Source organism: Streptomyces sp. Je 1-4 4N24, assembly GCF_026239515.1.
GTDB lineage: Bacteria > Actinomycetota > Actinomycetes > Streptomycetales > Streptomycetaceae > Streptomyces > Streptomyces nigrescens.
The window spans coordinates 8,228,124-8,253,559 of the sequence record NZ_CP110836.1; the positions used below are offsets into that span (position 1 = coordinate 8,228,124).

The 25,436-nt window shown below is 71.5% G+C and carries 24 protein-coding genes; 9 read left to right on the forward strand and 15 right to left on the reverse strand.

Translation table 11 applies throughout. The features are described from left to right. The first annotated feature begins 116 nt into the window (after positions 1-116). Positions 117-557 carry an SPW repeat protein gene (locus tag SLV14N_RS35685; protein WP_208686772.1) on the forward strand — a complete coding sequence of 147 codons (441 nt, stop codon included), beginning with the start codon at positions 117-119 and terminating at the stop codon, positions 555-557. A gap of 136 nt (positions 558-693) precedes the next feature. On the opposite strand, the gene SLV14N_RS35690 is transcribed toward SLV14N_RS35685, so the two are convergent. After that, entirely contained in the window at positions 694-816 is a 123-nt protein-coding gene (locus SLV14N_RS35690; RefSeq protein ID WP_259670623.1) for a hypothetical protein, read from the reverse strand. Positions 817-1,153: 337 nt separating this feature from the next. On the opposite strand from SLV14N_RS35690, the gene SLV14N_RS35695 reads away from it, so the two are divergent. The 3 genes from SLV14N_RS35695 (at position 1,154) to SLV14N_RS35705 (ending at position 6,284) form a co-directional block, all read left to right on the forward strand. Beyond that, complete coding sequence (locus SLV14N_RS35695; protein WP_263272589.1) at positions 1,154-2,194, forward strand: methyltransferase; 1,041 nt, start codon at positions 1,154-1,156, stop codon at positions 2,192-2,194. A 130-nt stretch (positions 2,195-2,324) separates the two neighbouring features. After that, positions 2,325-4,151 (forward strand): alkyl/aryl-sulfatase, encoded by a 1,827-nt coding sequence (locus SLV14N_RS35700; protein WP_263272590.1) that lies wholly within the window; start codon positions 2,325-2,327, stop codon positions 4,149-4,151. 99 nt (positions 4,152-4,250) lie between these two features. After that, on the forward strand, positions 4,251-6,284 hold the full coding sequence (locus SLV14N_RS35705) for an NB-ARC domain-containing protein (RefSeq protein WP_263272591.1): 2,034 nt from the start codon (positions 4,251-4,253) through the stop codon (positions 6,282-6,284). Positions 6,285-6,302: 18 nt separating this feature from the next. On the opposite strand, the gene SLV14N_RS35710 is transcribed toward SLV14N_RS35705, so the two are convergent. The 6 genes from SLV14N_RS35710 to SLV14N_RS35735 all read right to left on the reverse strand — a co-directional run bounded on the left by SLV14N_RS35710 (position 6,303) and on the right by SLV14N_RS35735 (position 11,148). Next, the gene (locus SLV14N_RS35710; RefSeq protein ID WP_208686779.1) at positions 6,303-7,343 is read right to left on the reverse strand and encodes a serine hydrolase; all 1,041 of its coding nucleotides are present in this window, start codon (positions 7,341-7,343) and stop codon (positions 6,303-6,305) included. After that, positions 7,340-8,263: a hypothetical protein gene (locus tag SLV14N_RS35715; RefSeq protein ID WP_208686781.1), complete on the reverse strand. Its 924-nt coding sequence runs from the start codon at positions 8,261-8,263 to the stop codon at positions 7,340-7,342. Before SLV14N_RS35715 ends, SLV14N_RS35710 begins: the two co-directional genes overlap by 4 nt. Then, complete coding sequence (locus tag SLV14N_RS35720) at positions 8,260-9,246, reverse strand: hypothetical protein (RefSeq protein WP_208686783.1); 987 nt, start codon at positions 9,244-9,246, stop codon at positions 8,260-8,262. The genes SLV14N_RS35715 and SLV14N_RS35720 overlap by 4 nt, the downstream gene beginning before the upstream one ends. Further along, positions 9,243-9,944, reverse strand: coding sequence for a hypothetical protein (locus SLV14N_RS35725; RefSeq protein ID WP_259670624.1), 702 nt, complete (start codon positions 9,942-9,944; stop codon positions 9,243-9,245). The genes SLV14N_RS35720 and SLV14N_RS35725 overlap by 4 nt, the downstream gene beginning before the upstream one ends. Before the next feature lie 17 nt (positions 9,945-9,961). Next, positions 9,962-10,147 carry a hypothetical protein gene (locus SLV14N_RS35730; RefSeq protein WP_018091704.1) on the reverse strand — a complete coding sequence of 62 codons (186 nt, stop codon included), beginning with the start codon at positions 10,145-10,147 and terminating at the stop codon, positions 9,962-9,964. A gap of 581 nt (positions 10,148-10,728) precedes the next feature. Next, positions 10,729-11,148 (reverse strand): molybdopterin-binding protein, encoded by a 420-nt coding sequence (locus SLV14N_RS35735; protein ID WP_018091709.1) that lies wholly within the window; start codon positions 11,146-11,148, stop codon positions 10,729-10,731. A gap of 295 nt (positions 11,149-11,443) precedes the next feature. Between SLV14N_RS35735 and SLV14N_RS35740 the strand changes: the two genes are divergently transcribed. The 3 genes from SLV14N_RS35740 (at position 11,444) to SLV14N_RS35750 (ending at position 14,858) form a co-directional block, all read left to right on the forward strand. Continuing rightward, a complete protein-coding gene (locus tag SLV14N_RS35740) occupies positions 11,444-11,839 on the forward strand; it encodes a molybdopterin-binding protein (protein WP_208686787.1) in 396 nt (131 codons plus the stop codon). Between the two features lie 147 nt (positions 11,840-11,986). After that, positions 11,987-12,790, forward strand: a complete 804-nt coding sequence (gene modA / locus SLV14N_RS35745) for a molybdate ABC transporter substrate-binding protein (RefSeq protein WP_208686789.1) — start codon at positions 11,987-11,989, stop codon at positions 12,788-12,790. 91 nt (positions 12,791-12,881) lie between these two features. After that, positions 12,882-14,858, forward strand: a complete 1,977-nt coding sequence (locus tag SLV14N_RS35750) for an ABC transporter permease (protein WP_208686791.1) — start codon at positions 12,882-12,884, stop codon at positions 14,856-14,858. Positions 14,859-14,861: 3 nt separating this feature from the next. Here SLV14N_RS35750 and SLV14N_RS35755 read toward each other — a convergent pair whose 3' ends face one another. Continuing rightward, positions 14,862-15,323, reverse strand: coding sequence for a nitroreductase family deazaflavin-dependent oxidoreductase (locus SLV14N_RS35755; RefSeq protein WP_208686793.1), 462 nt, complete (start codon positions 15,321-15,323; stop codon positions 14,862-14,864). Positions 15,324-15,520: 197 nt separating this feature from the next. On the opposite strand from SLV14N_RS35755, the gene SLV14N_RS35760 reads away from it, so the two are divergent. Further along, positions 15,521-16,990 (forward strand): APC family permease, encoded by a 1,470-nt coding sequence (locus SLV14N_RS35760; protein ID WP_208686795.1) that lies wholly within the window; start codon positions 15,521-15,523, stop codon positions 16,988-16,990. Positions 16,991-17,144: 154 nt separating this feature from the next. Here SLV14N_RS35760 and SLV14N_RS35765 read toward each other — a convergent pair whose 3' ends face one another. The 7 genes from SLV14N_RS35765 to SLV14N_RS35795 all read right to left on the reverse strand — a co-directional run bounded on the left by SLV14N_RS35765 (position 17,145) and on the right by SLV14N_RS35795 (position 23,305). After that, the gene (locus SLV14N_RS35765) at positions 17,145-18,599 is read right to left on the reverse strand and encodes a SulP family inorganic anion transporter (RefSeq protein WP_208686797.1); all 1,455 of its coding nucleotides are present in this window, start codon (positions 18,597-18,599) and stop codon (positions 17,145-17,147) included. A 17-nt stretch (positions 18,600-18,616) separates the two neighbouring features. After that, positions 18,617-19,219 (reverse strand): carbonic anhydrase, encoded by a 603-nt coding sequence (locus SLV14N_RS35770; protein WP_208686799.1) that lies wholly within the window; start codon positions 19,217-19,219, stop codon positions 18,617-18,619. 92 nt (positions 19,220-19,311) lie between these two features. Beyond that, positions 19,312-19,725: a hypothetical protein gene (locus SLV14N_RS35775; protein ID WP_208686801.1), complete on the reverse strand. Its 414-nt coding sequence runs from the start codon at positions 19,723-19,725 to the stop codon at positions 19,312-19,314. Between the two features lie 145 nt (positions 19,726-19,870). Then, the gene (locus SLV14N_RS35780; protein WP_208686803.1) at positions 19,871-21,181 is read right to left on the reverse strand and encodes an MFS transporter; all 1,311 of its coding nucleotides are present in this window, start codon (positions 21,179-21,181) and stop codon (positions 19,871-19,873) included. A gap of 31 nt (positions 21,182-21,212) precedes the next feature. Beyond that, complete coding sequence (locus SLV14N_RS35785) at positions 21,213-21,728, reverse strand: hypothetical protein (RefSeq protein WP_208686805.1); 516 nt, start codon at positions 21,726-21,728, stop codon at positions 21,213-21,215. 51 nt (positions 21,729-21,779) lie between these two features. Further along, the gene (locus tag SLV14N_RS35790; protein WP_263272592.1) at positions 21,780-23,018 is read right to left on the reverse strand and encodes a hypothetical protein; all 1,239 of its coding nucleotides are present in this window, start codon (positions 23,016-23,018) and stop codon (positions 21,780-21,782) included. Between the two features lie 131 nt (positions 23,019-23,149). Continuing rightward, positions 23,150-23,305 carry a hypothetical protein gene (locus SLV14N_RS35795; RefSeq protein ID WP_208686809.1) on the reverse strand — a complete coding sequence of 52 codons (156 nt, stop codon included), beginning with the start codon at positions 23,303-23,305 and terminating at the stop codon, positions 23,150-23,152. A gap of 358 nt (positions 23,306-23,663) precedes the next feature. Between SLV14N_RS35795 and SLV14N_RS35800 the strand changes: the two genes are divergently transcribed. Beyond that, a complete protein-coding gene (locus tag SLV14N_RS35800) occupies positions 23,664-25,373 on the forward strand; it encodes a hydrogenase maturation protein (RefSeq protein WP_208686811.1) in 1,710 nt (569 codons plus the stop codon). Positions 25,374-25,436: the final 63 nt, after the last annotated feature.

A 25,436-nucleotide genomic window follows, 5' to 3' on the forward strand; every position in this document is an offset into this window, starting at 1 on the left:
CTTTAAAATTCACCTGCCCCTTCATCTACACATAAAGGCGACATAAGCGCAGAATAAAGATGCGCGGCCCGATGCCACGCGAACGGCCAGGCTTGCGAACGAAGGAGGCGAGTCGCATGGCCGACGTCTCACACCCCAGGGGAGATCTCGCAGGTCACCCCGACGCAACTGAGATGCAGGCACGGTATGAGCGGGTGCTCGGCGGGCGTGATGTCGTACTCGTCGACGGACCTGTGCTCCTGGTCGGCCTGTACTGCGCCGTCTCACCGTGGGTTGTCCACTTCGCCGCCGCACAGCCGGCGCTCGTGGCGCACAACCTCATTCTCGGGATCGCGATCGCCCTGATGGCGGTCGGGTTCACCGTGGCCCCCGAGCGGATGTACGGCCTGAGCGGCGCGATGTGCGCGATCGGCGTGTGGATGATCATCTCGCCGTGGATCGTCGGCAGCGCTCCGGACGCCGGCGTGATCTGGAACAACATCATCATCGGTGTCCTGACCTTCCTGCTCGGCGCCATGTGTGTCGCCGCAGCGTCGAAGAGCCGCCGCGGCACCTGACCGCGCTCCCCACGGGGGCGTGAAAAGCCGCCGGCCATTTGCCTCCCATGGGGGCAGATGACCGGCGGCTGTGTGCGGGCGGGCGGTGCGGTGCGCGGTGACAGGGCCTGTCCGGCGGATCGGGGTCCGGCAAGATCTAGTCGCGTCGGCCGCGGCCGTTGGTGGAGAGCTGTCCCAGCAGCCCGGCCAGCACCAGCCCGCTCGCGAGGAGCAGGCCGTGGGCCAGCGCGATACCGGCGGCCAGGGTGCAGGCCGCCACGGCCGGTGCCAGCCAGGCGAAGCGGTGGTGCGGACGAGGCCGGGCCGGGTGGCGTAAGGGCGGACGGGGGCGGGGGTGCGGGGCGGCACCGTGCCGGAACAGCTCGGTGAGCTCGCCGAAGGCGCGGTCGTGGTGCGGGGACAGGGGCGTCCCTCCTCTCCCGGTCGTGCGGACGGCCGCGCCGTGGAGGCAGGGCGAAGGGGAGCAGGGGCATTGCTCCGATGATCGCGCGAAGTTAGGGTTACCTAACTAGAGCGTCAAGGGTGCAGTGCCGCCTGCGTTGTTGTGCCCTGTCTCGCCCTGCCCATAACGCAGTTGACCAGAGAGGTGTCACTTCATGTCGCACGAGAACCAGCCGTCGGACGAGGCCCGGGGGGCCCTGGTCCAGATCGCCTGCGGAGCGATGGCGACCTATACGGTGGGCGCCGCCGTCCGGCTGGGGGTCGTCGACCTGATCGCCGACGGCGCGCGGACCGCGGACGAACTGGCGACGGAGTGCGCGGCCCACCCGCAGGCCATGGGCCGGTTGTTACGGGCGCTGGCGGGTCTCGGACTGCTCGACGAGCGGGCCGGCGGCACCTTCACCGTCACCCCGGCCGGCGCCCTGCTGCGCAGCGACGGCCACCGGTCGCTGCACTCCTTCGTCCGGATGTTCAGCGACCCCACCATGCTCCGGGCCTGGGAACGGCTGGACGACAGTGTGCGCACCGGCGAGACCTCCTTCGACGCGGTCTTCGGCAAGGATTTCTTCGGCCACCTCGCCGAACAGCCGGAACTCTCCGCCGACTTCAACGCCGCGATGAGCGACGGCACCCGGGACACCGCCGCCGTGCTGCCGTCGGCCTTCGACTTCGGCCGCTTCGCGACCGTGGCCGACATCGGGGGCGGTGACGGCACCCTGCTCGCCGCGATCCTGCAGGCCCATCCCTCCCTCGGCGGCATCCTCTTCGACAGCGCGGAGGGCCTCGCCCAGGCCGGTGCGAAGCTGGCGCACGAGGGGCTGGCGGACCGCTGTTCCCTCGTGGCGGGGGACTTCTTCGCCGCCGCCCCCGTAGGCGCCGACGTGTATCTCCTCAAGAGCGTGATCCATGACTGGAACGACGATCGGTGCACGGACATCCTCCGCCACTGCCGGCGGGTCATCCCCGACGGTGGCCGGCTGCTGATCGTCGAGCCGGTGCTGCCGCCCGTGGCCGATGCCTCGGTATCCGGGGTCGTCTACCTCAGCGACCTCAACATGCTGGTCAACGTCGGCGGCCGGGAGCGCACCCGGGACGACTTCGCGCAGCTGTGCCGTGGCGCGGGCTTCGAGGTCCGTACGGTCACCCGGCTCCCGGAGCCCAGCCGCTTCAGCGTCATCGAGGCCGCGCCGGTGTGAGGCGGCAGCGGGGCGCCCGCGTGCGGGCCCCGGCGGGCGCCCGCACGCATGCGACAACCCGGCACATTGGGTTAAATCGGTGACATGGGTCTTCCGACTGTGGCCCGCCGCCCCGGAGAGGTAGCGCCCCGTGACCGCTGTACCCGTGGATGACCACGAAGACTTCGCCGACGCCGACCGTGGCTTCATCGCCGCGCTCGACCCGCCCCAGGTCACCGCGGACGACGGCCGGGTGATCTGGGACGCGGAGGCCTATGACTTCCTGGCCGGAAACTGCCCCGAGACCGCCAACGAGAGCCTGTGGCGGCAGGGCCGGCTGGTGAGCCGGCAGGGTCTGTACGAGGTCACCGACGGTATCTACCAGGCCCGTGGTCTGGACCTCTCCCATATGACGCTGGTCGAGGGCGACCACGGCGTCATCGTCATCGACCCGCTGCTGTCCATCGAGACCGCCGCCGCGGCCCTGGAGCTCTACCGCAAATACCGCGGCGACCGGCCGGTCACCGGCCTGATCTACACCCACTCGCACGGTGCGCACTTCGGCGGCGGACGCGGCGTGCTGCCGCCGGGCCACCACCCCGTGCCGGTGCTCGCACCGGCCGGCTTCCTGGAGCACGCGGTCAGCGAGGGCATCTACGCCCGTACGGCGATGACCCGGCGCGCCGTCTACATGTACGGGTCGGAGCTGCCCAAGGGGCCGGACGGCCAGATCGGCTGCGGCCTGGGCGCCGCCCACTCCACCGGCACCGTGACCCTCATCCCGCCGACCGTGGACATCACCCGCACCGGCCAGGAGGAGATCGTCGACGGTGTACGCATCGTCTTCCAGCTCACCCCGGGCACCGAGGCACCCGCGGAGATGAACTTCTGCTTCCCGGCGCACCAGGCCCTCTGCCTGGCCGAGAACGCCACCCACACCATGCACAACATCCTGACGCTGCGCGGCGGTGCCGTCCGTGACGCCCGTGCCTGGTCCCGCCACCTGGGCGAGGCGCTCGCCCTCTTCGGCGACGAGGCCGAGGTCGCCTTCGCCTCCCACCACTGGCCGACCTGGGGCAAGGACCGCGTCCGGGCCCTGCTGGCCCACCAGCGTGATCTGTACGCCTACCTGCACGACCAGACGCTGCGGCTGCTCAACGAGGGGCTCACCGGCGCCGAGATCGCCGAGGAGCTGCGGTTGCCGCCGGGCCTGGAGCGGGTCTGGGCCCACCACGGCTACTACGGCTCGCTCAGCCACAACGTCAAGGGGATCTACCAGCGCTACCTGGGCTGGTTCGACGGCAACCCCGCCCATCTGTGGGAGCACCCGCCGGCCGAACAGGCCCGACGCTATGTGGACACCCTGGGCGGCGTCGAGGCCACGGTGGACGCGGGCAAGCGGTACGCCGCAGACGGCGATCTGCGGTTCGCCGCCACCCTCCTCAACCATGCCGTCTTCGCCGCCCCGCAGAACCTCCGCGCCCGCCGCGCACTGGCCCTCGTCTACGAACGGCTGGGCTACGGCTGCGAGAACGGCACCTGGCGCAACGTCTACCTCACCGGCGCCATGGAACTGCGCGGCAGCCTCGCCGAGGCGGTACAGGGCTCCGTCCACCCCGACATCGCGATGGCACTGACCGTCGACCAGCTCATCGACTCCCTCGCCATCCGCATCGACGGCCCCCGGGCCTGGTCCACCGCGCTCACCCTCGACCTCTACCTCCCCGAGGAGGACCGCACCTGGCAGCTGACGCTCTCCCACGGGGCCCTCACCTACGTGAGCGCACCCGGTGTCCCCACCCCGTCCGAGGACCGCACCCCGGATCTCACCCTCACCCTCACCAAGGCCCAGCTGCTCGGCCTGCTCACCGGCCAGGGACCGGGAGACGCCGCCCAGAACGGTGAGACGGGGGCGCTGCACGAGCTCCTGGGCCTGCTCAGCACGCCGCATCCCACCTTCCCCGTCGTCACGCCCTGACGGAGAACGCCCCGGCCCGGCCGGCGGCCGTCAACCTCGCGCCCCGGCCCGCTGCCACCACCGGACCGCCGGACGCCTCGGCTGGGGCAAACTGGGCCGGTGGCGAGCAACATTCCCGAGGAGTCGACCAGCTTCGTCGGCCGGCAGGCCGAACTGCGGCGGATCGACAACGAGTTGACGGAGCACCGGCTGATCACTTTGACCGGCCCCGGTGGCGTGGGCAAGACGCGGATCGCGATGCGGGCCGCGCGCGCGGCGGCGGCCCGGTTTCCCGACGGGGTCTGCTGGGCCGATCTGTGGCCCTTGCAGGGCGACGGACTGCTGGTGGCCAGCGTCTGCGATGCCGTCGGCCTGGCCGACCACACGGCGCGGACACCGGTGGCCGCGCTGTGCGAATGGCTCGCCGACAAACGGCTGCTGCTGGTGCTGGACTCCTGCGAACATCTCGTCGACGCCTGCCGTGACCTCCTCGGAGATCTGCTGACCGCCGCCCCCTCCGTGACCGTGCTGGTCACCAGCAGACAGCCGCTCGACCTCGTCGGCGAATGGACCACCGAGATCGGTCCGCTGCCGTTCACCGGCGGCAACGACGCCCTGACCCTGTTCACCCAACGAGCCGGCGCCGCGGCCCCCGGACTGCGGCTCACCACCCCGCTGGACGCGGAGGCCGCCGCCGTCATCTGCCGACGCCTGGAAGGCATCCCGCTGGCCCTGGAGCTGGCAGGCGCCCAGCTGGCGCACAGCTCCGTCGAGCGGATCGCCGAGCGGCTCACCTCCCGTTTCGACACCCTCGACCCGGCCGACGGACCGGTACGGCTGCCGCGGCACCGGACCCTGCGCTGCGCCATCGGCTGGAGCCATGAGCTGTGCGCACCGCTGGAACGGCTGCTGTGGGCCCGGCTGTCCGTCTTCCGGGGCACCTTCGACGAGGAGTCCGCCAGTGCCGTGTGCGCCGGGGGACCGCTCACCGGACCGGAGGTACGCAGCACACTGGCCTCCCTGGCCGCCAAATCGGTGCTCACCCGCGAGGGCACGCGCTTCCGCATGCTCGACACCCTGCGCGAGTACGGCCGGATGTGGCTGGCCGAACTGGGCGAGATGACCGCGCTCGCCGACCGGCACGCCGCGCACTTCGCCGACTTCGGCCGCCGCGCCGAGCTGGGCTGGCTGGGCCCCGAACAGGTCAGCTGGTACCGCCGGGTCGCCGACGCCCATGTCGACCTGTGCACCGCACTGGACCACCTCCTGGTCACCGACCCGGAACGCGCCCAGGAACTCAGCGCCTCGATCGGCCTCTTCTGGAGCTGCTGCGGCCATCTGCACGAGGCCCGCAACTACGTGGCCCGCGCCCTCGCCGCGCAGCCGGCCCCGAGCCCGGCCCGCACCCGGGCGCTGTGGGCGCTCGGCGTCGCCGTACTGCTCCAGGGTGATCTGGCGCTGGCCGACGCCCTGGGCCTGGAGTGCGCCCGCGCCGCGCGGACGTCCGACGACGCGGAGGCGGTACTGGCGGCCGGCTACCTCATCGGCCTCACCCATCTGATCGCCGGCCGCCCGATGTCCGCGCACACCGTCGTGGAACAGGTCCTGGGCCCGCCGCCGTACGACCCCTTCGACTCCCCCGGGCGGCTGCGCTGCCATCTCGTGCAGATCTTCGCGCTCACCGGCCTGGGGGAGCTGGCCCGGGCCCGCGCCGAGGCGACCGCACTGCGCCGCGGCTGTGTGGAGCGCGGCGAATACTGGACCCGTTCCTACACCGACTACCAGCTCTCCCTGATCTCGCTGTTCCAGGGCCGCCCCGAGGAGTCGGCGGACCACGCCCGCGCGATGCTCGCGGCCAAGCAGGGCATCGGCGACAAATTCGGGATCGCGCTCGGCCTGGATCTGCTCGCGGCCGCGGTCGCGGCCCAGGGTGACGGTGCCGCGGCCGCCCGCGTCTACGGCAGCGGCCAGGCCATCTGGCGCACGGTCGGACATCCGCAGCGCGGTACCCCGGAACTGCGCGCCGTACGCGAGGAGTGCGAGCAGCGGGCCCGCGCGGCGATCGGCGACGAGGCGTATACGGAGCTCTTCCACCGGGCCAGCGAGGAACGCCCCGGGACCTCGCTCGCCCGGATCCTGGCGGGCGATCTGTGACCGGCGGTGTGGTCCGGGTCAGGGCGAGGGGTCGCCGGCCAGCGTGTACAGCAGCTCGTAGGCGGTGTTGATCATGTGGCAGGTGCGGCCGCGGCGGGTGGCGAGCGCGACCAGGCCGGTGTGCGACGCCGGGTGGTAGCCGAGGAACGCCTGCTGGCCGAAGGTCGCCCCGACATGGAAGAGCAGCGGCCCGCGCGCGGCGGGGTGCTGATACCACGTCAGGGTATGGGTGTCGCGCTTGCGCCAGCCGCGGCGCAGCTGCGGCACCTGGACATCGCGCAGCGGCCCGGCCAGCGGTGTCTCCTCGGGGGAGAGGTGCGCTTCGAGATAGGTGAGCAGATCACCGGGGGTGGCGCGGACCGACCCGGCGGCGATGAAGGCTCCCATGTCGGCGCTGCGCACCGGTGTCACCCCGTTGGTCCGGTGGCCGATGGCATCGGTGCCGGTGGTACCCGGGCCCAGGGTGGTGTCGGTGAGCTTGAGAGGGCTCAGCACCCGGTCGGTGAGCAGGGCGGGGTAGCCGGCGCCCGCGGCACGGGACACGGCCGGGCCGAGCAGCGCCAGCCCGAAGTTGGAGTAACGCCAGCGGGTGCCCGGCTCGTTCCGCGGCCGGGTCCGGGCAAAGGTGTGCAGCAGACGCTCCGTGTCGTAGCGGGCATAGCCGTTGGAGTACGGGTGCACCAGTGCACCGGCGATCAGATCGGCGGGGATCCGCGGCAGCCCGGAGGTGTGGGTGGCCAGATGCCGCAGGGCGATCCGGCGTGAGGACGGATGCGGCAGCGGCAGGTCCGGCAGATGGGCGGCGAGCGGATCGTCCAGGGACAGCACACCGGTGCGGGCCAGTTCGGCGAGCAGCAGCACGGTGAAGGTCTTGGACAGCGACCCCAGCTCGTAGCGCAGGGCGTGCCGGGGGGTGGGCGGTGCCATGGCCGAACCGCCGGTCATCACGGTCCGCCGGCCGCGCCGGGTGACGGCCAGCACGATGTCCGGGGCGTCGATCAGGGTGACCGCGTCCGCGAGACGGTCGGCGAGCGCGGGTCCGGGGCGGTCGGGGCTCATCCGACGGCGGACAGGGCCCGGGAAGTTGCCATCGCGGAGGCGAACGCGGCGACCAGGGTGGGGTGGTGGACCAGATCGAAGACCCGTGCGGCGTCGCCCTGCGGCATCCGGCGCTGGATGGGCATCGCGCCGGTGGCCGACTGCGCGGCGGCGTACCGCTCCCACAGCTCCGCGTCCAGGGTGGGCAGCGGCAGGCAGGCGTCGACGACGAGGAGCTCGCCGAGCAGATCCCAGTGTTCGAGGTCCGCCCAGTCCTCCATCCAGGCGGGCAGATAGCGCGTCAGATAGTCGGCGATGGCCGGCGGGATGCGCTCGGGGGCCTCGCCCCAGTTGGTGAGGTGGAAGACGGTATGGGTGAGGTCGTAGGCGATGTGCAGCTGCACCGTCCACGGCTCCGGCAGCTGCCCCAGCCAGGTGCGCGCCACCGCCTGGTCGAAGTCGCTGCTGGGCGGCAGGCCGAGCTTGCGCTCCGCGTTGAGCACACCGAGCCGCCGGTTGGGCATCATCTCCAGCGCCGTCCAGGTGGTGGTGCGCCGGCACACCTCCAGCGCGGACTCCAGCCCCGGATGACGGTGACCCAGTTCGTGGAAGGTCGCGTAGACCTCCAGGGGCACCGGGGAGATCGGCTCGTCGTGCTGCAGCCGGGCCAGTACGTTGCCGCCGTCCAGCAGATCCCGCCAGGCGAAGTCCAGCAGCTTCCCGGCCCGCTCCTTCTGCCGGGAGCCGGCCACGCCCTCCCGGAAGAGCACATGCATATTGAGCGCCAGCTCCCCGATGGGCTTGAGCCGTTCGACGACCGCGCCGTTGCTGGCGAAGTCGTCGGGGGTCAGCCGGAAGTGCTCACGGTGGTCGTCGAGCCAGCTCAGGGCCCGGTCGCCGACACCGTGCAGCAGGGCGGGGGATGCGGCCGTCACGGTCACGGGGCAGTCTCGCTTTCGCAGGGAGTGGTCCGCTCGCCCGCCGTCGCCGCGTTCCCGGCCGGGGGACCGGCCTCGGCCTCGTCGGAGGCGATACGGGCGAGGGTGGCGGCGAACGCGGTCACCAGGGTGGAGTGGTAGCAGGCCGTGAACGCCTCGGCCCGGTCGCCCGTGGACGGTGCGGCACCCAGCTCGGGCACACTGCCGTCGGCCGCCTGGGCGCCGGCCAGCCGCTGCCAGGCCACCGCATCGTAGGGAGCCGCGGGCAGACAGGCCGTCACGGCCAGCAACTCGCCCACCAGGTCCCACAGTTGTTCCTCCAGCCAGTTCTCCAGCCAGGAGGGGACCCACAGCCGCAGGTAGTCGGCGAGTTCGGGGGACAGCCGCTGCCGGTTGCGCCCCCAGTCGGTGAGGTGGAAGACGTCGTGGGTGATGCCGTACGCCGCCTTGCGGTCCAGCGCCCAGGGCTCCGGCAGCCGGCCGAGACCGGTCAGGGCGAGCACGGAGCCGAAGTCGGCGTGCCGGCGCAGGCCGATCCGCCGCTCCGCGTTGAGCACGCCGAGCGTACGGGTGTGGTCCTCACGGGCCACCCGCCAGCCGCGCAGCCGCGTCGTGGTCTGCGCCAGCGCATCGGCCTCGGCATGGCGCAGCCCGGCCTGGGCGAAGACCCCGTAGAGCTCCACCGGATAGGTGGCGAACGGCTCTCCGCGGATCAGCTCGGCGAACAGCTCACCGTCGCGGGTCTCGTTCCAGGCGAACGCGAAGAGGCCGCGGGCCGTCTGCCGGATGTCGTCCCGCGGGTGCAGCACTCCGATCAGCTGGGTCAGTTCGGCCAGCTCACCGAGTGGTTTGAGGGTCAGATTGGGATCGGCGTCCGTGGTCACGTTCGGGGGCAGGCGGAAGAAGGGGCGCGCCTCGTCCAGCCACCCCAGGCTGTCGCGGACCATCCGGTCCAACAGCCCGGGGTCGCCCCGGCCCCCGGTCACCACCCCCGTCCGTAGAAGCGCTGTGCGGCCACGACATGCAGCGTCACCCGGGGATCACCGCCACCCATTTGGCGGACGAACGCCAGCCCGCTGTCGAGCCCCAGGGTCTGCGGTGCCTCCGGCAGCCGGGCGAGCCAGCGGCCCAGGCCGGCCGCCTGCAGCCAGTCCCGGCGGCGGACCGCCCGGACGAAGCCGCGGGCCAGATCGTCGGTGCGGGTGGCCAGCTGCTCGGCAAGACCGGGCGCCAGCCCGGGCAGCGCGAGCGCGGCGAGCTGAGACACCCGATGAGAAAGCTTGGGCCAGGGGTCGTGGTCGACCCATCCGGCCGCGGCCTCGGGCGGCGGCGGCCAGTGCGGTGCGCTTCCGGGGAGGAACGCATGCGAGGCCTCGACCAGGCCCCGGTAGCTCCACACCGAGACCTCCGAGGCGTCCGCTCCCGGCGGATAGGCCGCGAGCGCCTGCCGGACCACCGCTTCGTCGTCCGCGCCGACGGGCGACCCGATGTGGTCCATTGCGTACGGCGCGAGTGCATCGGCGCCGAGCACCCGGATGGCGGCCGGAGTCAGTGCATCGCTCTGCCGCAAGATGCCGGACAACGCATAAGGGTCGCCCTCACCCCGCAGGGCGAGGGCGACCCCGGTTGCGGCATCGGCAATCACAGCGCTCAGCGGGACTGCTCCCTGCGTCTGTTCAGCCAACGCTTTCCCCTTCAGCCTCAGCGGACGTCAGTCTTGGGCCGGGGGGTGGGGGGCGAGATCAGAAGCAGCGCGGCCAGCAGCAGCGCACCTCCACACTCGCGGGTATCGCGGAAAACACCGTCGGCCTCGGCGGGTTCAAGCAGTCCCTCGACCTCGGCGGCCAGGGCGGCCGTCTCGACCGGCGCTGTGCGATCCGTAACCATGCGATCAACTCCTTCGACGAATGGGATACCAGATTCACATCGGGATAATTCGGGCGCAAGGGGAGAAAAGGTGCAAATCGTAATCTTTCGGGTGGGTGTGATGGGTGTTCAGTGGGTCCCGTGACCCTCAACTCCCTTGATGGATAAAGCAGATGGTGACGCGCCGGACCGGGCAGGCGGGGGTACTGGGCGATTGCGCCAAGAGTGACGAAGACCCGCTGATGGCGGATCGCACTGCTCTGTTCGGATGCACGCACGCGGCACGGACGGCCCTCACGGAGGAGCCCGCGGAACGGGCCGCGGGCGAGTCCTGCGGGGCGGAAGCGGGAAGAACCGCTGCTGAGGTCCGCGGCCGGGCCACGGTCGGCCGGCGGCTGTGCCGGAGATGCCGCCCTTGGTGCTCCTTTCACCTCTCGTCAACAAGGTGAGATAGCGCAGCAGGGTGGCATCCGGGGAGCGGTGGCCGCGGCGGAGGGTATTCGGGACCTGCGCGCTGCCCTCGGTGTCCCACGATCTGTCCCCCGGCGATGGGGGGAGATCCTGAGCCCCCATCGGTCCGGGGGATTCGAGAAGCCCCGGGCTCAGGAGGCGGCGAGTGCGATCTCGGTCGACTTGATCAGTGCGGTGACCTCGGAGCCGGCGGCCAGCCCCAGGTCCTCGACCGCGTCCCTGGTGATCGCCGCGGTCAGTTCACCGCCCGCGACGGCCACCTTGACGCCGGCCATCGCGCCCCCGGTGGCGACCTCGGTGACGGTGCCGGGGATCCGGTTGCGGATGCTGAGGCCCTCGACCGCGCCGGTGGCGAGCGCGACCTCGGTGGACTTGATCAGCGTGCGCACCGCGGAACCCTCCGCGATGCCCAGCTCCCGTACCGCCTCCCGGGTGATCGCGGCGGTGATCTCCTGGCCGCCGTCCAGCCGGACCTTGACGGTCGCCATGACCTCGCCGGGGGTGACGGAGGCGACGGTGCCGGGAATCTGGTTACGGATGCTCAGGCTCATGGACATGCCTCACCGGGGGAGTGGAACGCGAAAGTGGCGGGGAATGGGGGTGTATCTCCTGCTCTGGTCCGCACTCTAGTCACGGTCCGCGCGGTCGTCCGGGCATGCCGTGCGGGTGCCGGAGGGGTGTCCGGATGTGCCGGGCAGAACGGTGCGGGGCGGAGTGGCCCCGCGGTCGGGGGCCCGGGGGCGGATGCGCCGGGCTTCGTTCCTTCCTCCAAGGTGCCTGGCATTTGCTATAGAGCTTCGCTTTATGAATTGCAGATGCGAGCCAATGTTGCCTATCTTGTCGCACATGAAGTCCTATACGATCGGTCAGGCGGCGCGGCTGCTGGGCGTCAGCCCGGACACCGCGCGCCGCTGGGCGGACGCCGGCAAGGTCGCGACCCATCGCGACGACGGCGGCCGCCGCCTCATCGACGGTCGTGATCTGGCCGCCTTCTCCATCGAGGTGGCGCAGAACGGCACAGGTGAGGAAGACGCCTCGTACACCTCCGCGCGCAATGCCTTCCCGGGCATCGTCACCGCCGTCACGCTCGGCGATGTCGCCGCCCAGGTCGAGATCCAGGCCGGTCCGCACCGTCTGGTCTCCCTGCTGACCCGGGAAGCGGTGGAGGAACTGGGCCTGGAGGTCGGCATGCAGGCCACCGCCCGCGTGAAGTCCACCAGCGTGCACATCGACCGCACCTGACCCCACCGCGGTAGCACCACAGCCGATCCGCCCCACCGTCCCCACCGGCCGGCTGCCTCATCTCAGCGGCGTCGCCCGTCCACGGCGCGGCTTTTCCCATCCGCTCGGACGACACCCGTCGTCCCGGGTTCCAAGGAGTCCCGCCTCATGTCCCAGCTCTTCACCGCGCGCCGTGCCGCCGCCGCGCTCGTCACGGCCGCCCTGCTCGTCCCGCTCGCCGCCTGCGGCGGCAACGACGACGGCAAGAAGGACAAGGGCGCCGGGAAGTCCGGCGGCGCCGTCCCCAAGGCGGACCTCACCGTGCTCGCCGCGTCCTCGCTGACCGATGTCTTCAAGAAGGCCGGTGCGGTGTACGAGAAGGACCACCCGGGCACCAAGGTGAACTTCTCGTTCGCCGGGTCCCAGGAGCTGGCCGCCCAGGTCAGGGAGGGCGCCCCCGCCGACGCCGTGGTCACCGCCGATACCAGGACCATGGACGGGATCAGGGTGGATGTCGGCACTCCCACCGTCATCGCCAAGAACCGCCTGGTCATCGTGACCGGTGAGGGCAACCCCAAGAAGATCGGCAGCCTCAAGGACCTCGCCGACAGCAAGCTGAAGGTCGTTCTGGCCGCCTCCCAGGTGCCGGTCGGCCGCTACGGTAAGCAGGTCCTGGACGCGCAGAAGCTGAACGTCAGGCCGGTCTCCGAGGAGCCCAATGTGCGCGCGGTGCTCGGCAAGGTCGAGCTCGGCGAGGCCGACGCCGGTCTCGTTTACAAGACGGACGCCGCCACCGCGCCGAAGAAGGTCGACGCCGTCGACATCCCCGACGCGCAGAACGCCGTCGCCTCCTACCCGGCCGCGCCCCTGAAGATGTCCCAGCACGCCGAGGCCGCGGCCGCGTTCGTCAAGTGGCTGAGCACGCCCGAGGCCCAGCAGATCCTGCAGCGGGCAGGCTTCCAGAAGCCGTAATCCGGTACGGCGCGCGCGGGACTGTCCGGCTCGGGGGAGTGGACAGCCCCGTGCGCGCACCGCCCGGCCCGCCACGAGCCGAGGAACCCCGATGAGACGCCACCGCACCCTCGCCCCGCCCCCGGCAGGCAGGTTTCGCGCGCCCGGCAGCCGCGCCCCCCTCGTGCTGGCCGTGCCCGCGCTGGTCGCCGTCGCCTTTCTGCTGCTGCCGCTCCTCGGCATCCTCGCCCGCACCAACTGGAGCGACGTCAACGCCCACTTGACCAGTCCGGGAGTCCTCGAAGCGCTCCGGCTGTCGCTGCTGGTGTCCTTCTCGGCGCTGGGGCTCGCGCTGCTGCTGGGTGTACCGCTGGCCTGGCTGCTGGCGCGGGTCGACTTCCGCGGCAAGGCGCTGGTGCGCTCGCTGGTGCTGCTGCCGATGGTGCTGCCGCCGACCGTCGGCGGGGTCGCGCTGCTCCTCGGCTTCGGCCGCCGTGGACTGCTCGGCCCCTGGCTGGAGGACACCTTCGGCATCGTCCTGCCGTTCCACACCTCCGGCGCGGTGGTCGCGGCCACCTTCGTCGCGATGCCGTTCCTCGTCATCAGTCTGGAGGGCACGCTCGCCGGACTCCGCCCGAGTTACGAGGAGACCGCGGCCTCCCTCGGGGCCTCTCCCGTACGGGTCTTCCGCACCGTCACCCTCCCCATGGTCGCTCCCGGCCTCGCCGCCGGTGCCGCGCTGACCTGGGCCCGTGCGCTCGGTGAATTCGGTGCGACGATCACCTTCGCCGGGAATCTGCCCGGCACCACCCAGACCCTTCCGCTCCAGGTCTATCTGCTGCTCCAGGACTCCCCGGAAGCCGCCACCTCGGTCTCGCTGCTGCTGCTCGTCATCGCCATGGCCGTGCTGATCTGTCTGCGCGGCCGCTGGACCGGCGCCACCACCGCCGGCCGCGCGGCCCGTACCGTACGCGCCGCCGCCGACACCGGCCCACCGGCACCGCCCGCCGCGGGCACCGAGGATCCTGTCCCGCCGTCCGCGCCGCACCGGGAGCGCTGGCCGCTGCACGCCGAGGTCACCGGCTTCAACCGGCTGACGCTGGACGCCGCTCCGGGCACCACCATCGCCGTCGTCGGACCCAACGGCGCCGGAAAGACCACCCTGCTGCGCGCCCTGCTCGGCCTCACCCCGCGCGCCCGCGCCGCGCTCCGCCTCGGCGACACGGACGTCACCGCGCTGCCCCCGCACCGCCGCGGCGTCGCCTGGGTCCCCCAGGACGGTGCGCTCTTCCCGCATCTGAACGCCCTGAACAACACCGCGTACGGGTTGCGCGCCCACGGCACCCCGCGTGCCGACGCCCGCCGCACGGCCCAGCAGTGGCTCGACCGGCTCGGCGTCGGCCACCTCGCGCACCGCAAGCCCGGCCAGCTCTCCGGCGGTCAGGCCCAACGCGTCGCCCTGGCACGGGCGTTGGCCGCCCGGCCCCGTCTGCTGCTGCTCGACGAACCGCTCGCCGCACTCGACCAGACCACCCGCGCCCAGGTCCGGCACACCCTGCGCGGCCATCTCGCGGAATTCGGCGGGGTCTGTCTGATCGTCACCCATGACCCCGTCGAAGCGGTCTCGCTCGCCGACCGTGTCCTCGTCCTCGACGACGGGCGCGCCCTCCAGGACGCCCCGCCCGCCGAGGTCACCCGGCACCCACGCTCGCCCTGGGTCGCCCGGATGCTGGGCCGAAACGCCTGGCCGGGCACCGCAGCCGGCGATGCCCTCGCCCTCACCGACGGCGGCCGTCTGGTCGTCGCCGACCCGCTCCCCGAGGGTGCCAGGGCGCTGGCGATCATCGCCCCCGAGGCCGTGTCCGTACACCTCGACAGGCCCACGGGCAGCCCCCGCAACGTCTGGCCGGGCACCGTCCGCGAACTCACCTCCGCGGGCAGCCGGCTGCGGGTTCTCATCACCTCGTCCGAGGCTCCTGACCTGGTGGCCGAGATCACCCCTTCGGCGGCACTGGAACTCGGGCTGGCCGACGGCGTGGCCGTATGGACCAGCGTCAAGGCCACCGAGGTCTCGCTGGTGACCCTCTGAGCGTCAACCGGCGGCAGGCCGGTGCGCCGTGGCCGACGGTTCCAGTACGAACACCGGGATCTGGCGGTCCGTCTTCTTCTGGTACTCGTCGTAATCGGGGAACGCCTCGACGGCACGCCCCCACCACAGGGCCTTCTCCGTCCCGGTGACCTCACGGGCCGTCATGTCCCGGCGCACCGGGCCGTCCTGCAGCTCCACCCGGGGATCGGCCACGAGATTGTGGTACCACACCGGATGCCGGGGCGCACCGCCCAGGGAAGCCACCACCGCATACGTCCCGTCATGCTCCACCCGCATCAGCGGGCTCTTGCGGATCTTGCCGCTCTTGGCGCCCCGGGTGGTGAGGATGACGACCGGCATACCGCGCATCGTCGTGCCATCCTTACCGCCGGAGGTCTCGTACAGCTCGACCTGATCGCGTACCCACTGCGCCGGGCTCGGCTCGTACTCACCCTGAAGTGGCATGCTGTCCGTCCCTCTCTGTAGACGAGCGTGGCATCGCGCGCGGGCGGGCGTCGGCGCCGCCCACCACGGCCTGACCTTGGCTCAACAACCGCGGCGGACGCAATCTTCCGGGCTCCGCCGTCGTGTCCGGTGAGCCCCTGGTGTGCCTCGCGCGCGGTCTTTCCGTACATGCCGTGCCGCGCCTACGGTTCTCGCGCATGAGCACCCCGCCGGCCACCTCCGCCGCCCCCTCGCCACGCACCGCCAAGACCCTCGGACGCAACGCCATAGGCACCGGTGACCTGGTCTTCTTCGTGGTGGCCGCGGCGGCACCGCTGACCGTGATGGCCGGTGCGGCGCCGGTGGCCATCGGTATGGCCGGCCGGGCGGCACCCCTCGGCTATCTCCTCTCCGGGCTGCTGATGATCGTCTTCGCCGCGGGTTTCACCGCGATGAGCCGGCACGTCCGCAACGCCGGTGCGTTCTATGCCTACATCGGGCGCGGGCTCGGCCGGGCGACGGGGGTCGGCGCGGCCTATGTGGCCGTGCTGTCGTACAACGCCATCGAAGTCGCCCTGCTGGCGGTCTTCGGCTGGTTCAGCGAGTCCGGGTTCCGGGATCTGACCGGCGTCCAGGGCCCCTGGTGGGTCTGGGCGACGGCCGGCCTCGTCGCGATCGGTGTCCTCGGGTGTCTGAAAGTGACCCTCAGCGCCAAGGTGCTCGCCGTTGCGCTCGCCCTCGAAGTGCTGATCCTGCTGGTGTTCGAGATCGCGGTGTACGCGCACGGGGGCGGGCCCGACGGCCCCGGGTTCGGCGCGCTCTCCCCGGCGCACCTCGGCACCGCGGGCGCCGACGGCATGTTCGTGCTCTCCGTCGGTGCGTTCATCGGCTTCGAGGCCACCGCGGTCTACGCGGAGGAGGCGCGGCGGCCGGAGCGCTCGGTGCCGCGCGCGACCTACCTCGCCGTCGGATTTCTCGCGCTCTTCTACACCTTCACGGTCTGGACGGTCCTCAACGCCTACGGGGCGGACCGGGCGCGAACGGTCGCGAACGGCGCCGCGGGTACCGATATGGTCTTCGCCGCCACCGCACGGTTCGCCGGGGCCTGGGCCGCCGACACCATGCAACTCCTCATCGTCACCAGCGCCTTCGCCGCCACCCTCGCCTTCCACAACGGCGCCACCCGCTACTTCTACGCCCTGGGCCGGGAACGTCTGCTGCCCCGCCGCCTCGGCACCGTCACCGCACGCCACCGGTCCCCGGCCGCCGCCGTCGTGCTCCAGTCGGCGATCGCCCTCGCCGTGGTGCTCGCGACGCTCGTCTTTGGTCAGGACCCGTACGCCGTCACCTTCCTGTGGAGCAACGGCACCGGCATCCTCGGCATCATGCTGCTGCAGACGCTCGCGGCCCTCGCGGTATACGGCTTCTTCCGGCGCGACCGCCGCGGGCTGCCCGCCTGGCGGGTGGTGGCCGCACCGCTGACCGCCTGCGCCGGTCTGGTCGTCCTCATCGTGCTGGTCTGCCGCAACTTCGGCCTGCTGACCGAGGCGTCGACGGGCGTGAACCTCGCCCTGCTGGCACCCTTGCCGCTCGTCTTCGCCCTCGGAGTGGGCGTGGCACTGCGCATCCGGCGCCGCGCGCCCCGGGCGTATGCAGGGCTGACGACGGTGGACGTGGAAAGCGGCTGAGTCCCCGGCCCGGCGGGCCCCAAAGCGCCGGCCACCGGCGGCTGCCCCGGGACGCCTCATCGGCGAGCACGGGAACAGCCGGACCGGTGGCCGGTGAGCAAGGAGTGGACGGCTGCTGCCCGCACGCCAACCGGCGGCGCGGGCAGGCCTGTCGTCAGGACACCAGCTCCACCTCGCGGGTGCTCCGGCGATGCTGCTCGGCCCAGTTCGTCAGCGCGGCACCACAGGCGTGGTCGAGATGGCGCAGCCCGCTCAGGTCGAGCTCCACGTCCCGGTCGGCGGGCAGCGTTTCGAGCTGGTCGAGGAGCTTGGGCAGCCGCAGGAACGTGGCATTTCCGATGGCCCGCACCTGCACCGGCTCCGCCGTGTCCTCCGGGACCTGGATGTCGAGGTGGATGTGCGAGGTCTCCCAGGCCGTCTTCGCGACGGCCATCAGCAGACCGATGAGCACGCCCTCGAACATACTGACCGTCACGATCGCGATCGCGGTGACCAGGAGGACAACGGCCTCCCCGCGGTGTTCGCGCCACAGCGGCCGCAGGTCACGCAGCGGGATGAGCTTGCAGCCGGCGTGCACCAGGACGCCCGCCAGCGCGGCCACCGGGACCACACCCAGCGCCGCGGGGAAGGCCGCGGCGAACACCAGCAGCCAGAAACCGTGCAGCACCCGCGAGGCCTTGGTCTTCGCGCCCGCCTGCACATTGGCGGCGCTGCGGACGATGACGGCGGTCATCGGCAGGGCACCCAGGACACCGCAGACGGCATTGCCCGCACCCTGGGCCATCAGCTCCTTGTCGTAGTCCGTACGCGGCCCGTCGTGCAGCCGGTCGACCGCGGCGGCGCTGAAGAGGGACTCGGCGGACGCGATCAGCGCGAAGGCCAGGACCGTACCGATCACACCGATGCTGCCGAGCCGGCCGAGGTCATCGAGGCCGGGTGGCTGGATTGCGTCCAGCAGCCCGCTGACCTCGACCCGTGCGACGGGCATGTCCAGCGCCCACACCGCGGTGGTGGCGAGCGCCACCGCGGCCAGCGGCGCGGGGAGGATCCGGGCGGCGCGCCGCCAGCGTGGCCACAGCACCAGGACGGCGATGGTGCCGGCACCAATGGCGAACGCGGCCAGCGCGCTCCCCGACCGTACGGTCGAGGCGACCAGGTCGGGCAGGCCGCCGATGTTGGCGAGTCCGCTGCCCGGCGCCTTGGCGTCCGTGAGGGCGTAGAGCTGCCCGGCGATCAGGACCAGGCCGATGCCGGCCAGCATGCCCTGGACGACGGCCACCGAAATCGCCCGGAACCAGCGCCCCAACTTAAGGGCGCCCATGGCCAGTTGGAGCACACCGGCGGCCAGCACCAGCGCGCCGAGCGCGCCGAGGCCGTACTCCTTGACGGCCTCGAAGACCAGCACCGTCAGACCGGCGGCGGGGCCGCTGACCTGGAGGCTGCTGCCGGGGAGCAGACCGGTGAGCAGTCCGCCGACCACACCGGTGACCAGGCCCAGTTCGGCCGGGACACCGGAGGCGACCGCCACCCCGACGCACAGCGGGACGGCCACGAGGAAGACCACGAGAGAGGCGGTGAAGTCCGCCCGGAAGGAGGGGAATCGCTTCATGAGAGGCAAACCCGCCTTCACAGGGGGAGGAACATATCGGAGGCCGGGTGATGCGCCGCGACCAGGCCGGTGTGCACCTCGTAGAACCAGCCGTGCAGATTCACCTCTCCGGCGGCCAGCCGCTCCTGTACACAGGGGTAGCCGCGCAGCCGGTCGAGTTGTTCACGCACATGCTGTTGCACCGCGGCGGCGACCGTCGGCTCCTCGTCCTTGGGGAGTTGGTCGGAAAGCTGCTGCGTCAGCCAGTCCCGTACGGCCGGTGCGCCGGTCAGGTCCTCGCCGCGGGCCTTGGCGCCGACCGCGCCGCAGTGCGAGTGGCCGCAGACCACGATGTCGGCCACGCCCAGTACGCGCATCGCGTACTCGATCGTCGCGGCCTCCGCACAGGCCGCCATGTCTTCCTGGTACACGGGCACGGCGTTGCCGGCCGTCCGCAGCTCGAAGAGTTCACCGGGTCGCGCGCCGGTGATCAGGGACGGTACGACCCGGGAGTCGGAGCAGGTGATGAACAGGGCGAGGGGCGACTGGCCGTCCGCGAGCCGGCCGTAGGTTTCTTGTTCTTCGCGCCGATCGGCGATCCGGGCCATCAGGCCCCGGGCATGCTGGATGAAGGTCTCCATGAGGAGGTCTCCTGCTGGTGAGGGTTGCCACTGTGGGGGTGGTGGCGGGAATGTACGAAGTGCGGCTGGTGGGGCAGGCCACCACGCCGCGCTCAGCAGCGGAAGACGCAGTGGAGTACGGGGATGCTGTCCGGTCTTGATGCGGCCTTGGTGGTGCTGCCAGGTGTCGGGTCACCCGGAGCCGGGGCGGCGTCGGACGTCACCCCGGCACCGCTGACCGGCGAAAGCGGACGCCCGATGTGGTGCGGATTGCCGACGGAGGTCCGCACGGTGCGCCGGGGCTGACCGCGCTCGACCTTGCCCTTGGTCTTTTCCTCGGCGCTGCTGTAGGTGGGCTTGACGGCCGGTGTGCTGCGCACGGACTCCGCGGCGAACGTGGCCTGGGGCCGGTTGGGGGCTGACGTCATACCGCCCACCAGGAACGCCAGGATCACCATGAGCGAGAACAGGGGCGTGCGGAACCGGCGCTGCACCGGTATGCCCGGTGTGCAGGTGTCCTTCCGCATCGTTGCCCCCCGTGGCTCGTTCACACGGTTCCACTCTGCCTTCACAGTGCAGCATCCAGGTTTCCGGCGTGATAACGAGAAATGACGCCAAGTTTCAAGATGTCCCCCGTCTCGGTTCGGGCACATCCGTGTGACGAACGGGTGTTCATTTTGGTTCCGGCTCCGCGTGGGAACTTGCCGGGGCGGTGTCGATGTGTGCGGGGCGGCGGACCGACCACGCGACCACGGGTACGACCGCCAGCGCGAGAACCCCGCCGGCCAGAGCCAGCGTCGGGTAGCCGCCCACCACGACGACCAGCCCCGAGGACATCCCCCCGGCGGCACCCGCGAGGGCGATGCCGACGTCCACCAGCCCCTGGGCCGAGGCGCGTCGGGCGGGTGGCAGTGCGTCAGTGACGATGGCGGTGCCGCTGACCAGTCCGAAGTTCCAGCCGATGCCGAGCAGCACAAGTGCCGTGGCGAGCGCGGGAACGGAGTGCGGTGGAGCCAGGGCGGCCAGGAGCCCGGCGACCGCAAGCGTCAGACCGGAGGCGCCGGCGATCCACCGCCGGCCGAGGCGGTCGACCAGCAGCCCGGTGAGCGGGGAGGGCAGGAACATCGCTCCGACATGCAGGGCGATGACCAGCCCGGCCGCCTGGGTTCCATGCCCGTGCGCCTGCATGTGGACGGGCGTCATCGTCATGATCGCGATCATCACCAGCTGAGTGAGGACCATGACCGAGGTGCCGATGACCACTTCGCGCCGGTTCAGCCGGGGTTCCGGCCGGTCCGCGGCATCATCCGCGGGACTCCCGGCCGCCACCGCCCCCTGAGCCGCCGCCAGCTTCTCGGCCAGCCGCAGCGGATCGGGCCGCAGCAGCGCGGCCAGGGCCACCGCCGCCGCCCCGAACGCGGCGACGGCCAGCAGGAACGGCCCGGCGAGACGGGGGATGCCCCAGGAGTGTGCGACCTCTCCCGTGAGGGTCACCAGATTGGGGCCGACCACCGCGCCGAGCGTGGTGGCGAAGAGCACCATGCTCACGGCCCGGCCGCGCCGCTCGGGGGAGGCCAGATCCGCCCCGGCGTAACGCGCCATCAGGCCCGTGGCGGTGCCCGCCCCGTATACCAGCAGGGCCAGGAACAGCAGCACCGCACTGCCGACGGCGGCCGACACGACGACCCCGAGGCTGCCGAGTGCGCCGACGGCGTACCCGAGCGCCAGCCCGGGGCGGCGGCCGTACCGTCGGCAGATCTGGCCGATGCCCAGCGCGCCCAGCGCGGCCCCGGCGGTGAACAGCGCGCTGGGCACGCCGGCCAGACCGGTCGAGCCGAGCATCTCCTCGGCGAGCAGCGCGCCGACGGTGATTCCGGCGGCGAGGCCCGCGCCGCTGAGGATCTGGGCGAACACCAGGACAGCCAGAATCCGGCGCTGTTCGGGTACCTCGCGGCCGGCCGTTACGTCGTTCCGGTCCCTCATGATTCCTTTCGGTTCCAGCGGATGCGGACCGCTAGGGGGTCGCCGCCATCGGTTCCAGCGCCGCGATGTCCGCGAGCGACAGTCCCATCTGCTCGTGGAGGAAGCGCACGATCGTCCAGTGCGGCAGCGCTCCCTCGTCGAACGGGCCGAACTCCTGGCAGTACAACGGGATCCAGCGCAGGGCCTCTTCGAGTGCCTGCTCGCGCCCCGGCTCCTGCTGATAGTCCTCGTAGGCGATGCTGCGGTGTTCGATGAAGAACCGACCCGGCAGCCGTTGCTCGCACAGCGCCCGGTATTCGCGGGTCTGCAGGATGAGGTAGTGCCAGATCTCGTCGATGTCCTGCTCGACCGGCAGGAAGAGGCCGCCGAGCCGGTCGTGGTGCCGGGAGACGAGATAGAGGTAGCGCAGACACTCGGTGACCTGGCGCTCCACGAACTCCCGCGGTGCGGCGCTCTTGTCGTCGAAGTGTGTCACCACTTCGGCGTGCAGCGCCTCGCCGAGCAGTTCCTTGAGGTCGTCGGCGGATATCCGCGGCTGGCTGGTCATGCTTCTCCTGTCCGAGTGGCGCGGACGTCCGGGGCGCGGACGTCCGGTGGGTCAGCTGCCGGTCGTGAGCCAGGCGTACTTTCCCGACTTCCCGATGGGGATGTGCGTACGGTGTTCGATCCGGCAGCGCCGCCCAGTCAGCTCACCGATGCCCTGTTCCAGTGCCGCGGCCTGCGCGAGTTCGACCGGCGCACCGTGGAAGGTCGTGTACACCAGCTGTGCCTCGCCCTCACCGGTCAGCCGCAACTGGTACAGGAAGACGTCCGGGGAGGCCTCGCTGATGCACCGGTCGAGGTCGCCCTGGGCGACGGGCCCGTGCGGAGTGCTGAGCAACTCCTTTTCCCGGCCGCAGAATTGGATGATCTGTCCCGGGTCGGGCGTTCCGTCCAGAGTCCGTACGCAGTCGCCCGAGCGGTAGCGGATCAGCGGCATATGGGGATTGCGCACGCTCGACACGATGAGCTGGTAGATCGTGCTGCCGTCGGCGACCGGCTGGAGCTCGACGCTCATCTTGTCGAGGTACGGCCAGTAGGTGCCGTGGCGGTCGCTGTAGTAGAGGTAGCCGAGCTCGGTGCTGCCGAACAGGTCGATGACGGGGCAGTCGAAGTGCTGACGCAGAAAGCGCCGGACGTTCACCGGGGTGTATTCGTAGGCGTGGATGATGCTCGCGGGGGGCGGGAAGTCGTCCCACAGCCCCCATTCGCCGACCTTTCGCACCAGATGCGCCAGGTGGTAGCCGGAGCAGTCGAGGTGGTACCAGCCGCGCGGGTGCGCCTGCCGGGCGGTCCGGATCTCCTCCAGCATCCGCTCCACCTCGGCGCGCTCCCACAGCGCCGGGTCCAGCCGCAGATTGAGGTAGCAGGTCCGCTCGTCGAGCCGGCGGTCGTCGAGGGTGGGCACCGGCTCCGGCGGAGTACCGCGCCGGGCGGCGTTGACCCGCGCCACATGCTCCGTCGCCAGCACCGTGGTCAGCGACACCCGCCGGCAGCCCGATTCCCAGGTGTCGGCGATATCGGGGTGTTCGCTCCAGAGCTGGTAGTAGGAGCGCAGCAGGAAGTACGGGGGCCGGATGATCTGCATCCGGGCGTGGTTGGTGCCCGTGGAGAGGACGAACTCCGCCTCTCCGGACTCCAGCGCCGCGGCCAGCCGGGGGGTCATCCAGTTGTCGGGAAAGCCGCGCGCGATCTCCGGCTTGTCGAGTATGGGGAAGTAGCCCTTCGCCAGCGACTCACGGTAGATCGGTATGTCGCGGATCTGCTCGATGACCTCGGCGGTCGGCTGACCATCCATGGAATCCTCGTCGTTGCTGGGAATGCGGTGCCACACGGGGAATGAGGGGCGCGATGCCCGGGAGCGGGCGGCGGGCGGCCGGAGTGCTCACCGCCGCGGCCCGCTCCCGGGCCTTCAACCGGTCGCGACGGTCAGGAGATGCAGCCGGCCTTGGGCGTGGCGCTGATGCAGCCGGCCTTCGGGGCGGCGCTGATGCAGCCGTTCTTCGCCGCCTGCTGCGCAGAGTTGGCGGCGAGCCAGTTCTGCCAGACGGTGTCCTGGGCCATCTTCTTGATGAGCTGCTCCATGGGAACCTCCGAGAGAGAGTGCGGAAGACGGACGGGGCACACGGCGCTGACCTGCGCAGATGCCACTGCACTGAAAGTAAAAGTATGACCAAGTGGATGTCAATTAAGGGCAATGTCCAAAAGCGCGGTTGGGTGGCCGGTGCGCCAACTTTGGCGGGATCCCGTCGAGGTGATCAGCAGCGGAACTACATGACGCGACGTCAGATGGCGGCAGCTCTTCCGGCGCCGCCGGCTCCGTATTGCGCCGCACGGCGGCCGTCGATCGGGTGACCCGTCGCGCGGGTCCGGAGCCCGGCGGCCGTTGGTGCGGGACGATCCAGCCATCCGCCCATCGGTCCCAGCTCCAGGGGAGTCTGCTGTGCGCATTCTGCTCATCGCCGGCGCGTTCAACAGTCTGACGCAGCGTGTGTACGCCGAACTCGGCGACCACGGACACCAGGTGAGCGTGGAGCTGGTGACGCGAGACACACCGCTTCCCGAGGTCGTACGCCACCATGCTCCCGACCTGATCGTGGCGCCGATGCTCAAGACGGCCATTCCCCGGGAGGTGTGGTCCACCCACACCTGTCTGATCGTGCACCCCGGGCCCGTCGGCGACCGGGGCCCGTCCTCGGTGGACTGGGCGGTGCATCTGGGCGCGGACCGGTGGGGCGTCACGGTCCTGCAGGCCAACGACGAGATGGACGGCGGCGACATCTGGGCCGCGGCGAGCTGCCCCGTCCCCGACGTGGGCAAGAGCGACCTGTACCGCAACGAGATCGCCGATGCCGCGCTGGAGGCGGTCCTGGCGGCCGTCGCCCGCGTGGCGTCCGGCACACACCGTCCGCAGCCACAGGCCGAACTGTCCGACGCCGCGAAACCCGGCCGTCCCCGGCCGCCGTTCCGCCAGGACCTGCGCCGGATCGACTGGCGCTCCGACCCCACCGACACCGTCGTACGCAAGCTGCGCGCCGCCGACTCCCAGCCCGGTGTACGGGACGAACTGCTCGGCGAAACCTGGCATTTGCACGGGGGTCACCCGGAGGACACCCTGACGGGCCGGCCGGGCGAGCTGCTCGCCACCCGATGTGGCGCGATCTGCCGGGCGACGGCAGACGGAGCGGTATGGATCCCGGAGCTGCGGCCGCCCCGCGCGCCGGGGGAGCCCGGCACCCTCAAGCTGCCCGCCACACTGGCGCTGGGCGACCGCCTCCCGCCGCTCCCCGAGGTCCCGGCCCCGCTCGACCCCGGCGACGGCCCCCGGACCTGGACCGACATCCGCTACCGCGAGGAGGGCCCGGCCGGCTTCCTGGAGTTCTCCTTCCCCGGCGGCGCGATGAGCACCGACCAGTGCCGGCGCCTGCTCGCCGCCTACCGCCACGCCTGTGCCCGGCCGACCTCCGTGCTGGTCCTCGGCGGCCGCCGGGACTTCTTCTCCAACGGCATCCATCTGCATGTCATCGAGGCCGCCGCCGACCCCGCCGAGGAGTCCTGGGCCAATATCCAGGCCATGGACGATCTGGTGCACGCCGTCCTGACCACCACCGACCGGCTGGTGGTGGCCGCGCTCGGCGGCAATGCCGCGGCCGGCGGGGCGATGCTGGCCCTCGCCGCCGACGAGGTGTGGTGCCGCGCGGCCGTGGTACTCAACCCCCACTACCGGCTGATGGGGCTCTACGGTTCGGAATACTGGACCTACACCCTGCCGGGCCGGACGGGCTCCGAGGTGGCCGGGCAGCTCACCGCGCGCGCCCTGCCGGTCACCGCCGCCGCCGGAGCGCGGCTCGGCCTGGTGGACCGGATCATCGACTGCGCCGCACAGGACTTCGCCGCGCAGACCGGCCGGCTCGCCGCCCGGCTGGCCTCGGCGCCCACGACGCAGACACGTATCGCCACGAAGAAGGCCGACCGGGAACGCGACGAGGCGCACCGCCCGCTCGCCGCCTACCGGGAGCACGAACTGGCGCAGATGCACCGCATCTTCTTCGACCCGGACCAGCCCTATCACTCCCTGCGCCGGGCCTTCGTCCGCAAGGAACCCGCGTCGGCGGCCCCCGCGCACCTCGGCTCCTCCCTCGGGGAGGGCTGAGGCTTCCGCACCCTGACCGCTCAGCAGCGGGCCGGTGACCGGCATACGTCGGCCACCGGCCCG